This is a genomic window from Sphingomonas sp. (assembly GCF_003248515.1).
Taxonomy (GTDB): Bacteria; Pseudomonadota; Alphaproteobacteria; order Sphingomonadales; family Sphingomonadaceae; genus Sphingomonas_I.
Genome location: NZ_QFOB01000018.1, coordinates 13051 through 25253 on the forward strand (window position 1 = coordinate 13051; position 12203 = coordinate 25253).

8 protein-coding genes are annotated in these 12203 nt (G+C 61.6%); 3 read left to right on the forward strand and 5 right to left on the reverse strand.

The genetic code is table 11. From position 1 onward, the window contains the following. Window positions 1-37: 37 nt before the first annotated feature. The 4 genes from DI605_RS19585 to DI605_RS19600 form a co-directional block, all read right to left on the reverse strand. Window positions 38-4009 carry a tetratricopeptide repeat protein gene (locus DI605_RS19585; RefSeq protein WP_293977167.1) on the reverse strand — a complete coding sequence of 1324 codons (3972 nt, stop codon included), beginning with the start codon at window positions 4007-4009 and terminating at the stop codon, window positions 38-40. Between the two features lie 203 nt (window positions 4010-4212). After that, window positions 4213-6645, reverse strand: a complete 2433-nt coding sequence (locus tag DI605_RS19590) for an AAA family ATPase (RefSeq protein WP_293977169.1) — start codon at window positions 6643-6645, stop codon at window positions 4213-4215. Then, window positions 6642-7259 (reverse strand): hypothetical protein, encoded by a 618-nt coding sequence (locus tag DI605_RS19595; protein ID WP_293977171.1) that lies wholly within the window; start codon window positions 7257-7259, stop codon window positions 6642-6644. The genes DI605_RS19590 and DI605_RS19595 overlap by 4 nt, the downstream gene beginning before the upstream one ends. Before the next feature lie 8 nt (window positions 7260-7267). Continuing rightward, window positions 7268-9025, reverse strand: a complete 1758-nt coding sequence (locus tag DI605_RS19600) for an SIR2 family protein (RefSeq protein WP_293977173.1) — start codon at window positions 9023-9025, stop codon at window positions 7268-7270. Between the two features lie 151 nt (window positions 9026-9176). On the opposite strand from DI605_RS19600, the gene DI605_RS19605 reads away from it, so the two are divergent. The 3 genes from DI605_RS19605 to DI605_RS19615 all read left to right on the forward strand — a co-directional run bounded on the left by DI605_RS19605 (window position 9177) and on the right by DI605_RS19615 (window position 11649). After that, the gene (locus DI605_RS19605) at window positions 9177-9368 is read left to right on the forward strand and encodes a hypothetical protein (RefSeq protein WP_293977175.1); all 192 of its coding nucleotides are present in this window, start codon (window positions 9177-9179) and stop codon (window positions 9366-9368) included. A gap of 695 nt (window positions 9369-10063) precedes the next feature. Beyond that, complete coding sequence (locus DI605_RS19610) at window positions 10064-10555, forward strand: DUF736 domain-containing protein (RefSeq protein ID WP_293977177.1); 492 nt, start codon at window positions 10064-10066, stop codon at window positions 10553-10555. Between the two features lie 80 nt (window positions 10556-10635). Further along, on the forward strand, window positions 10636-11649 hold the full coding sequence (locus DI605_RS19615; RefSeq protein WP_293977179.1) for a DUF2493 domain-containing protein: 1014 nt from the start codon (window positions 10636-10638) through the stop codon (window positions 11647-11649). 153 nt (window positions 11650-11802) lie between these two features. On the opposite strand, the gene DI605_RS19620 is transcribed toward DI605_RS19615, so the two are convergent. Next, window positions 11803-12120 carry a hypothetical protein gene (locus DI605_RS19620; protein ID WP_293977240.1) on the reverse strand — a complete coding sequence of 106 codons (318 nt, stop codon included), beginning with the start codon at window positions 12118-12120 and terminating at the stop codon, window positions 11803-11805. Window positions 12121-12203 lie beyond the last annotated feature (83 nt).

Sequence of the window (12203 nt, forward strand, 5' to 3'; positions counted from 1 at the left end):
CAGTGCTCAACTATGTCGGTTGCCTCTCGCGCCGATGTCATCCTCTCCTGACCTTTTTGGCGCGAGATGCCTTTGCCATCTTCATCCGTCGTGGTTCGGCAATCGATTCACGTACGCGCTCTTGTGAGCGTAGTTCGGCGAGGTCGAAGAAATGACCTCTGATCCAGTCCTCAAGATAGTCCCGGGCGCGGCGCGCAAGGTGATCCCCGAGCCGAACACGTTTCAATAACTCAGCATCCACCACATGCAAGACCGCTTTCCAGTCGTTGGGCCGCGAGCGCACCAATTGCTTCAGCAAACGGCCGATGGCGCGTCCTTGCTGCCAGGTGGGCAGCTGCAACGTCCACACGCCTCGCATCATTTCGATCGAAACACCGATATGCGAAGGCATGTCAGCATTGCGTCCGCCCATGAACTGGATAGCTGCTTCGAACAGCGCGAATGCCCGAGGGTCGTCAAGGACCAGCATCTGCAGCAACGTCTCGGCGTCGAGCCAAAGATGATCATGGCGCATGGCCGCGAGCATCCCCACTGCAACGAGATATTCTCGTCGGGTAATCCGCTTGTCCTGGGCGAATAGATTAAAGACCACCTGGAGCCAGGCGCCGCCCTTGACGCCTTGGCTCGCCGCATATTGGCGCAGGTTTAGATCTTCCGAGAGGATGATAACATCTTCACTCCGGGCCAGATTGATGGGATCGAAGATGTCTTTCGACCCAAAATTATCGAAGAGCTTGTCGAGCCGGCTATCGAGCGATCCGTCGACCGGCAGGATCTCGCAGTTGGCCTCAAGGTCCGCGATGATCGCGTTCACCCAGTCCAGCCGTCTCTCGGTGTCCTCCGGGCTGTGGACCTGTCGCCACGCCTGATCGCCCTCGAACCCCATCGTCATAAATTCGCGGCCACGATTGCTCTCGATCTTCGCCCGCAGCTCGATCAGCTCGTCCATGGTCGAACGCGCGATGCACAGGCGTCCGAAATATGCCTTGGCGATGTGCAAATGCCCCAGCTCGCGGAGTTGCCATACAGTGAGCGTGTCCAGCGCCACCCCTTTGCCGCGCGCCTGGCGCACGAACATCGCCGCTTCCTCGCGCTCATCCTCCGCACCGACACAGGTGCGCAGATTTGTGCCGGTCATCGTCAGATGCTCGGCCAACTGCAGGACAGACCGATTCGACATCGCCGCGATAGCGACTAGAGGCACCCGATGAGATGTGTAGGTCGAGGCGACGAAGTCGTCGTTGTTCTGGAGATCTCGTACCACATCGAGGATCGGCTGCACGTCACCGTCCTTCATCGTCATCTCGAACATCGATCGCGCATTCGGAAAGCGCGCGGCGTGCGTCGCCATGATGTCGTGCAGCAGCCAGATGTATTTATGCTTGAGCGCCCGCACGCGGTAGCGCCTCGGATCTCCGATCTCCGCGGGCATTTCGATGATGTCGTCCACCGATTTCCCCGCGAGCGCCACCCCCAGGGGATGATCCGGAGCAAAATGATCGATGCCTGGAATCTCTAGATTGTCAATGATGCCAGTCACGTCCCGAACGCCGTCCTGACCTTCGAGGTCAAACCAGAAACCGGTCTGCGCGGGTCCAGCACGACCAATCGGCGCAGGGAGCGCCTCGTCCATGAAGATGAGGGCGGGATAGGACGAAACGACGTCCTCTTCGCGACGATGGGTTGCGGCAACCCGATAGGCCAACCGCAGCGCTCGCTCGGTTTCACCCGCGTGGCGATGCCGATGAGCCAGCCGCATGAGGTCGTCGGGTGAGCCGTCGACGATGTCGTCATCGACGCCTGTAATCAATTCCCGTGCGCTGGCCTCCTGATTGCCGCGCATCAATGTGCTCGACAGAAGAAGTATCGCACGCAGGTCAGTCGGGTCCGCTGAGATCGCCGAGCGCAGGTAGCGCTCCGCGGCCTTGAGATCGCCCCTGTTATGTTCAGCGGCGCCGGCCAGCCGCGCGAAACGGGGGAGCGCGATCACTCCAGAACCAAGGGACTTAAAGAAGAGTGACGTCCCTGCCTGGGGCGCCGCGTTCGCAAAGGCATGGGCAAGCCAGGCCAATCGCTCACTTGGCTGATCCAGCGCGACCAACCCGTCGAGCGCGCCAATGATATCGTCCCATGCCTCGCGGAACAGCGAAAGTTGGGCGAACATCACCCTGTCCGAATAGCTTGTCTGAGGTGTGATCAGTGAGCGCGCCTTCGCCGCCATGGCCGCAACTGCTTCGGGCTTTGCTGCGCGGAAAATGTCGGCCACGGCGATATGAGCCCCGACGCCCAGCGGCCAGCGCTCCAGCAGTTGCTCGACGTCCTCATCGAGGTTTGAGCCGGCCTTTCCGGCCTGCCGCGCGCGGAAGACCAGCACGTCGAACAGTTGGCGCGCGGAAGCGGCCAGCTGCTCACGGCGCTCGTCCGTCGCCTCTTCAATCACCTGGGCCCATTTGTGAAGATTGGACAGCGCCACGAGCAGCGGAAGGACAGCATTGCCGGAGATCGGAACGCCGCGCAGGACCTTCTCAGCTTCTGCAAATTCGTCACGATCGATCGCAACCCAGGCGGCGCTCAGCGCAGCATCGGGATCTTTGCTCCCCGTGGCCAGCACCTCCTCCGCAACGCGCTTCGCCTGATCGAGGTCGCCCAGCGCCCGGTAGGCCGTAACGAGATTATAGCCGACCATGCACCAGTTGGGCTCGGCGGCTTGCTCATAATGGCGAACTTCGTCCCAATGGCGCTGCAGCAAGCCAGCGCCCTCGCGAAGCTTGATTCGCCTCTCCTCGGGAACAGGGCCGAAACGTTCGACTACGTCGCCGGAAAGCGCCTCATCGATCAGTGCATCACCCGCCATCCTGACGGAGTTACCATCATCGGGGAAGCGTTCGAGAGTATCGGCGGCCAGAGCCCACCAACTGTCTGGAGCCCCCTTCTGTCGAAGATAGCTGATGCGATGGATCCGGACAGCGTGGTCGTCGAGAAGATCGGCTGGCACGATCGCCATGGGGTCACGATCAACATTGTCCATTGCGGCAACCTGGAAGGCGAGCCCGGCGGCGCCCGCGTTGCCAGGATCTTCAGCCAGAACTTCCTGTGCAAACGCCCATGCTCCGCCCAGATCGCCCCTGATTGCAAGTGCAAGGATCCTGTTGGCCCGCGTGCGCGGGTCTGTCGGGTTGAGCGCATAGGCTTCTTCTAGAAGGGGCGCCGCGCCCGTCTCGTCGCCAAGTTTCATCCGCGTGATCGCGATATTGACTTTCACCCGAGCCCGGATCGAGACCGCACTTTTGTCATCGAGGCTATTGTCCAGTGCCTCGAGCAATCCCAATGCGGTGCGGGGCTTTCCGGCGTTTAGCATGTCCCGATACTGGTCGATCTGGGCATCGAGATGCTGATCGAAGGCGCTGCGAGCGGTGTCGATCGGCCCGGTCGTGATCGTGGCGCGGATCACCTCAAGATGCTGAAGCGTCTGTTTGTTCTGGGCCCGGATCTCCGCCTGTGCGGAGAGTGTCTCGCCACCCAGTTCGAGCAGCCGCCTGGTCGATGCGCTATAATCGGGATCGAAGGCGGCGAGCGCTTTGGGGTCGTTGCGAATCTTCTCCTGAAGTGTGTCCCAGCCCCAGATCTGGATATCCACCACGCGGCCAAGTTTCGCCTGATCCTGCGCCAGTTCGATCGCGAGGAAGTCGTGGGCAGGCTCATCGGTCGCAGTGGTGACGATATAGAATTCTGTCAGCGCAGGCTTGATACCCATCGCCTGGCCGACCTCCTTGCGAATAATCGCATCAGTCAGTTTCGCACCGCGCGTAATCAGCTTGCACTGTATACCGACGGGCTGGCCTGGATCGCGATCCCGCTTGCCGATCAGATCCAGACCGAATTGTTTCTTGCCCCGCGTACCTAGGAGCTTGACGTTGGGATCATTAAGAAGCCCCGCGAAGAGCGGAATGCAGTTGCTCTCGAACACCTTGTCATCGGTGGGAATGTTGATGATCGTCGAGGAAGCCACGCGTCTCTTTCCGGTCCTGTTCTAGCCTGAAACGATGGCTGACGCTGAATCACTCCGCGCACAGCTTGTTCCCGGATCGTTCTTTTTTGCCGTGGCGTCGTTACATCCGCAACCTGTTCGCCTTACGGTCGTCGCGCTTAGTGGTAAGGCAGGCCGCGAGCCTATCGACCGGTACAATCCCGTCGCGCTGCACGATCATCTCCTCAGGCTGCCGCGAGCAGCGCGGTTTCCTCCTTGAAAGAATAGCGGCGTGAGACACACAGACTGTCGCGCCGTGCCCCGCGAGATAGTTCCAGCGTCAGTAGGCTATCCTCCGCGAAAGCCGGGCTGAGCTCCAGCCTTAGATACTCGAACAATTGCCGGTCATGCACCGCGATCATGATTTGGCGGCCATGCTCCTTGGACAAAGTCCTCAGCAGCGCCGCAAAATGCGCAATATGGACGTCGTCCATCGACTGCACCGGGTCGTCCAGGATCAGCCAGGGCAGTTCTCGCGGTACCGAAAGATGCAACGCTATGAAGAGGGTAAGCGCTGCAGTGTTGAGATTACCAGCGCTCAGCATCGCGCCTGGAGTTCCACCCGCCACGCCACCATCGCGATGCTCGGTGATCAGTTTGGGTTGAAGCTTTTGCGTCGAGTCCTTCGGTATTCGAAAAGCCGGAACAAACGGTTCGGCCGGCGCCAAGCGTACGAACAAGTCCCGCCAGACCCGATTCAGCCGATCGTTGAACTCTCGCCGGATGATCGCCGATCGAACTGTGTCGACCGTACTGCGGATCATATTGCCTTGTTCCCTCAGCTTCTGCGCGCGATCGAGCGACTGATCCGCCCGCTGCCATGCCGCGAAATCGGTCTTGATCTGCTCATCGATCTCCTTTCGCCGCGTAAGCGCCGCGCGGACTGTCTCGATAAAATCACTCGCCCTGCGCCGTTGAGCAAGCCGCGCCTCCAGATCTGACGCCCTGTCGGAAAGCGACTTCTCCATACGGGCCACGCCTGCGGTGAAGCTCTCGCCTTCGGACAAAGGATCGGCGCCGATCAAATCCGCAAAATCGCTCAGTGTGTCGCGTGCAGCAGTGAGGGCCAGGTTGCGCGACTGATTTTCCGTAATGGCTCGGCGACTCGCTACCTCCGCCGTGCGCAAACGCGCGCCCTCCGCCAGCACATCGGCAAGGCCATCGATCTCGGAGATCAACCCAGTGACCCCCGCCAACCGACGATCAAGATCGGCGATCACCTCCTCATCGTGCTTGCGCGCACTGATCGTCTCGATTTCTCGTTCGAGCCGCTCGACGACGACCTGCGCTTCGCTGCGTGCTCGGCCCAAGGTCAGCAACCGCTCGGCCGACGCCGACAGGCTGCGCACCTTGTTGTGGACATGATCGCTCAGCGGGACCTTCCCCACTTCACTAAAGTCGCGGTCGCAAACCGGGCAGATATCATCGGTGATGAAAGAGGTAAGCTCCGCCAGCGCGGAGCCTAAACTTCCGGCGCTGGTCGGCAGTTGGGCCACTTCCGTATCGATCGTGTCGCGCTGACGCAGCGCTACATCGCGCTCGTCCTGCGCCAGTGCATGGCGGGTAAGATCGCCGCGAGCCTGGCTCACGCGATCGCCCAATTGCTTCCGTTCGGTCCGCAGCCGGGCGAGCGCGGTACGCGCAGCCTCTTCTGGCGCACTTTCCAGTGAAAGATCCGGGAATAACCCTTCGACCCGCAGGCGTATCGCTGCGACTCGGTCTCCATAGGCGGCCTGCCAGATCTGATAGCTGTCGCCCGTGTCGGCGGTGTCTTCCGCAGCAGTCAGACCATTGCTTGCCGCAGACTCTTGCGCCGTTTCGATCTCCCTGCGAAGCGCCGCAAGCCTTCTTTGCTGGTCGCTGAGCCGGGCAAACGCTTCTGTGTCATGTTCGTCCCTGAGGGCTTGTTCAACCGCTTCGAGCCCGTCCTCTCTGACTTCAACCGCAATTGCGAGCCCGGTGCAAATGGCCGCGAGACCGGCAAGGGCGTTCGTGATCTGATCCTGCTGCAGCTTTTGCGACTTCCGCTGATCCGACAGCAGCCGATCGATGCGGGTCCGCTCATTCTCGGCTGCCGGCCAGCCATCGACCGTCTTGCGCACGTTGCGCACATCAGCGAGGGGTTTGAGCCCCGCTTCGAGCGCATCAAGCCGATCGAGTCCCAAAAGCTTGCCGACAAATTGGGCCAGCGGCGATCCCGCATCGTTTCCAGCATCCTGATAAATCTGCAGCAGCTGTCCCAGAAGCGATTGTGGCAGGAATGCTCGCTCCCTGAAGAATGTCGCCTTGGCCTCGTCGAACGCCGAGAAGGAAGCCACTCCTGACGCATCGAGGACAGCCTTGAATGCCTGCTCCGTCTCCCCGAACAGCGTCTTTACGAGAACGCTGCCCCCGTCCGCAGAACGATGCAGCAGCTGCCTGCCATAGTCCTGGTCGGATCGTTCAAGCGATTGCACCCTGCCGGTGAGCGCCAGCTCGATCGCCGAAAGGAGGCTGGTCTTGCCCGCGCCATTCTCGCCATGGACAAGCACGACCTTTGCGTCGAGCGGCGCGTGGATCTGTCCACGGATGCTCCGGAAATTGACGATGTCGAGGCTCTTGAGTGTGAGGTTGCTCATGGCTGCTTCCCTGCCAGATCCGCCTGAAGCGCCTTGTCGATCGCCCGGGCGACCGCATCCGTCACCGCCTGTTCGCCGCTGCCGGAGGCAACGATCACAGCGTCGAGCAAGCTTTGGTCCAAATCCTTCGGCAAGGCCTTCACCAATTGCTCCATCGCCGGGCCACTGTCAGGTCCCTCGGCGGGCGACTCCGGCAGGCTGAGCGGTAACAGCACGCGAATGCGATCATTGAGCTGCTCGCGCGCGGCAGCATCTACAGGTTCACCATTCGCGTCGAGAGAGATCCCCTCGGCTTGCAATACCCGGCAGGTTTCCGACAGAGCTTCGATGCCCTCCGCCAGGACGGCCCCGGCGAGGATCACGGTCACGACGTAATGAGAGCCGGTGACGTCGAGCGCACGGCTCAAGGCCTCAACGCGCTGCCGGACGCGCGCGCCATCTCGATCTCCGAAATCTCCCGTCGTCGTATCGACCAGGAGCACCAAATCGAGGGCCCTCCCATCGCTCCCACGCATGGCGCCCGTGAAGGCAAACTCGACGCCAGCGATTTTGAACGGCGTCGCCAGATCGACATACCCTGCAGCCTTGAGGCATTTGCGGATTGCCTGGATCATTGGCGCGCTCACAGCATCATCTCCGTCATGAAGGTGCGCTGAAGGTCAGCCTCATCGGCACATTTGTTCAGCAGCGTGCCGAGGCTCACATGGGTCTCGCCAACATTGCCGGTTCGGCCAGGCGCGGCCCGTACCCGTCGCGCGGATGAGCCGCCACCCGTCAACTGATGCCAGACGTCGTCACCATGGATGATGATCGCATTATCGTTGGCGAACGCGCCCTGCGCTTTAAGCGCGATAGCCTCGGTTGCAGATTTGACGAGGAAGAGGGGGCGGTCGACGCCGTCCGGTCGCAGTGCGCGGGCGGTCATCGCTCCAGCCGTCAACGCACCAGTCAGCGGCGGGCGCAGATCCCACTGACCGGCCACTCGTCCATTCTGCAAAAGGGCCAGAGCCACGCCCAGCTTTGCGAGCCCGGACCCCAAAGCATTCGCGTCGGCCGCCATCAGTTGCGGCGTCGAACTGCAAAGTGCCTCATAGCCCTCCACATTGTCGGGCAGCACACCGCTGCGGAAAAGAGACAAGGTTCGGGACCAAAGTGCGATCGCCTGATTGACGAATGCGGTCCTGTTCCTTTCTCCCGGCGCGGGCAAAGCGAGGGCGCCTACGTCATCGCGCAAAAGGGTCAGCGCCGGCGCAAGCGCAGCCGCGATCGCACCCTTTCCGGCGGGTGCGAGGCCAAGATTCATCAGTCGCGCGAGCTTATCGGTCAGCAATTTGAGGACCAGAGCGATCAGCACCTTTTCGCCCCATGCCCGTAGCAGAGAGGCATCATCGACGGCCGCGATATTGTCGTTATAGGAATCTCCGTAGACGAGCGTCAGGACGTCGCGCTGACCTTGCTGGATCTCCTCCTCACAAAAGACCTGTGCCATTGCATGAGGGGTACAGGGCCAAGGCCAGGCATTGACCTCGGCCGCCGATGCGAACACCGTTTGAAGGTTCATGTCCTGGATCGACAGCCCCATCACCAACGTCTTGCTGTTGGTCGCAAGGCCGACGATCTGATTCCGCATGGCGGCAAACTCGTTGCCCACCGGCCAGCGCAGGATCTGCGGGTGACTTCCGATCAGGTGGCGCCTGAACACGTCCGGCTCATTGGTCGCATGCACGATGCAACCATGAAACTTGAGAAGCCGCGCGCGTCCAGGTGCGCTGCGCAATTGCGCAGGATCCACGACGACCTGCAGAATGCCGGGTACGCCATTGCTGAGACGCGCGACGGCGGCTTCGATGAAGCCGTCCCAGTTGGCGGAGGCTACCGTTTGCACTGCCCCTTCGAGGATCAGGATGGCGATGCAGAGATGCTCGGCGGCCGGGGGCGCCGGGTTCTCGAACGCGCTTCTGATATCCACAGCTTCCCACAGCACATAGTCAGCCGCTTTCCCGGTAACTCTGGCATCGAGAACCCGGGAGTATTTGTTCCAGAGCCGGTCGATGACCGTGCCATGTTCAGGCCAGTTGGCAAGAGGCTGATCGTATTGGTGCTGCACCGACGCCGGATCGATCTCCGCGAGGACAAGGATGCGGTGGAGTGCCGGCAAAAAATCTGCCGATGTGGCGGGATCGATGACACGCTGGCGGATATGGTCGAACGCCCGCTCGATGAGGCCGCCGAGGCTGGGCGCCTGCCGCGAGATGCCGGATCCGACCCAGAGCGCAAACTCTCCATTCTCAATCGCGTTCGCAACCGGCTCGAACTCAGCTTCGAACTTGGCAAGCACCTCGCATACAGAAATCTCGTTGGCGTTCGGAGGCAATGCCACGCGTCTACGTCTCCCCACTGCAGCGCCAGCACGCCGCCGCATTCACCTTCAGACACTATTCTTTCGCGGACCATTGTCCAGAAAGAGAAACGTCCTAACCGATCGTATGCTTGGTGAAGGATCCGAGTGGATTTTCAGGTGGGCCGACATCATGGCCTTCTTGATTTTGGGGCATTTCAGAATGACCAATTTTGCCTTCGGTCCCGGAGATGCGCGCCAAGGGCTGAAAGGGTTTCTTGCCTACAATCCGTTAGCCGCGTCCGTGGTTGCTTGGAGCGGCGGCCTCTTGAAGGTTGATGGTTCGAAGCTGCCCGCGAAGATTTCCTCCGATCTGGGCGTGTAGTTGGGAGGGCGGATGCCCGCGAGCGGGCACCGGGCTCTATCTCCGCTTACGCTCCGACCAAGCCCCTTCGGGTCTTGGCGGCTGACGCCGTAACGATCCCTTCCGCGCGTCTGGGGCAGGGGAGGCATTCCTCCGACGGCCGGTAAGGATATGGGGCACGACCATCGCAATTCAGGCTTCGCCTAAGGAATCGCGCTAACGCGCGATGCGGATCGTGGAGCCAGCAGACAAGTCATCACCCCCTTCGCCGCCTCGCAGGATCCGCGCGTTGCAGAACCGGGCCGGGGATGCAACGAGTTGCGTCGCCAAGCTGCGCTAGCCAAAAATGGGCCGGCGACATTTGTCTGTTTTCAACAGAAGCGCCGGCCCATTTTCGGCAAGCTCCGCTAGGCTCCCGTGCCTGTTGCATCCCCGGCCCGGCCCTGCGCCTTCGGACCTGCGAAGGCGGCTCCGGGTGCGATGACTTGTCGGCCGGCCCACGCTCCCTCTCCATTCAAGCAGAACCGTCCGCGGTGCGGACGGTGCGTCCTTGTCCTTTGTGGGCCGCTGACGCGGCCGTTTGATGCTCAGGCTCACCGGGTGCGATGAAAATCTGTCAAGAAATCAATGCCATAGAAGAAATGGAGGGGAGGGAGTAGGGTTCAGTTGTGGCCGGAAAAGAGAAGCGGCCCACAAAACAGAGAAAGGACGAAGTCATGAAGATCGGTAACTTCAAGTTCGACGAACGCGCCAGCGACATTATCGGCAAGATCGCCACCCGCGAATTGCGGTTTCCCTATCTCATCATGCGCCGCGTCGAGGATCGGCAGAGCGACAGCGCCCCCGTCTATGAGATTTACGAGACGAACCGCGCGGGCGACGAAATCCAGATCGGCGTCGTCTGGGAACGCAAGATGCGGTCGAATGACGAGGTGTTCCTGTCCGGCATGATCGACGATCCCAGCTTCCGCGAACCGCTTCCCATCGCCCTATTCGGGGACGAGACGAACGGCTTCGACGTCCAGTGGCGGCGCGAGCGCGACCGCGAGACGCAAGGCAATGGCTTTGGCGGGCGCAACGGTGGCGGCAATCGGAGCGGCGGTTTCGGCGGGCGCTCGGGCGGCGGCTTCTCCGGCGGCAGCACGGCGGGAATGGGCGGCGAATATACCGGCAACGGGCGCAGCCTCGATGATGAGGTGCCCTTCTAAGCGGCACCAAGGCGGGCCGGGGGAGCGCTGGAACGCTTCCCCGGTCCTGAACCGCTACCCCGTCAACAGGAGCCTATCCCATGAGCAAGCCAACGGCCTTGGCCAGCGTTAGCAGCTTTGCCGACCTGCCGGAACTCTATGCCGAACTCACCGCCACCCCGGATTTCTTGGCATCGTTCGGCGACCCTATCCCGCTATCGATCATGGAACCGGGCGATGAACCGGCCGAACATCACATGCCCGAGCCGATCGCGGCACAGGCGGAATGCGGCGGCATCGTCGCTACGATTTTCGACCTGTTCACCGACACCCGCCTTGAAGCCCTCGCGCCCGAACTGGCATGGGGTTTCGTCAACAGCTTCCATTTCGTCGCGAGCAAACTAGAACGCGAAGAGGATCGGCTTGCCGATACGTTGCGCGATATGGCGCGGCGGCTGGAGCCGGGCGAAGTCTTCAACAAGGAACTGGAAGACACCCAGCTTGAATGCCAGTCGGTCGCCGAACAGCGCGCCGCTATGGAAGCCATGCGCGACTATGCCGGAGCGATGTTTCGAACCTGTGCAGGCCGCCCATGGTCTCCCGCCAAGGGATCGCGCGCGTCGCATGTCACCACCGCCAGCCAGATTTCGGCGCTGGACTTTCTGCGCGCCCGTGCCGAACGTCGCCGCGACCGATACGATCCGCAAGGCCCCGTTGTCGTCGTCTCCGGCCCGCAGGACTGGCACGATTGGCGTATCCTATGGGGCAGGCTCGACCAGATCAGGACACGCATTCCGGGCATGGTACTTGTCACCACCGGGCAGCGCCTTGGCGTGGATGCAGCCGCCGCCGCATGGGCCGCGCAGCGGGGTGTAGTCTGTATCGCGTTCGGGCTTTATGGACGCGGCAAGGGCAAGGGCTTCAAGCGCAATCGCGACATTGCCGAGCTTATGCCGGTGGAAGCCATCCTGTGCGAAGGGTCGGGCATCCAGTCGAGCCTCTATGACCTCTTCAACCCGCAACAGGGACACCGCGTCCCAACCCATGTTTTCTTGGCGACCGATCAGGAACCCGCCGTGCCGATCAAGAAGAAGCGGCGCGTCATACCAGCCTGACCCGCAAACACCGCTGAAACGAGAGGCCGGGGCGGGCAACCGCTCCCGGCCCCTTGTCGTGCCTGCGGCACGAGCGAGGGAAACCCGAACGGTTTCCCTTGGCAGCACTCCTTTTGTCGGGCGTTCCGCCCGCCAACGTCGCACCCCCTTCCGCTAAGGCTGCACTGCCTTTGAGGCATCATCCCCACCCGACGAAGCGAGCGTTCCACGCTTCCGGGATGGCGCAGGCGAGGATTCCGCCTGGACACCAGACGTGGACAACCCCTTGAGCGCGGCAACCGCCACGCCGCCGCCGACCCGGATGGCTTGGCCTAGAACGTCGCGAAATTCACGCTCGCTCAGCCTCTCGACCGGCAATTCCGTTGCCAGCTTCCCATAATGCGTGCGCAAACCACGCCGCACCGTCTCGGCTTCCCGCGCGAGATTCTGCTGATCGGCCTCGATCTTCGCGAGCCGCTCACGTTCCGTCATCTTGGGCACAATCGGACTCCTTGAAAAGGAGGTCTGCCCGCCATCGCCGACTATCCATCAAGGACCATCTCCATGCAACGGCT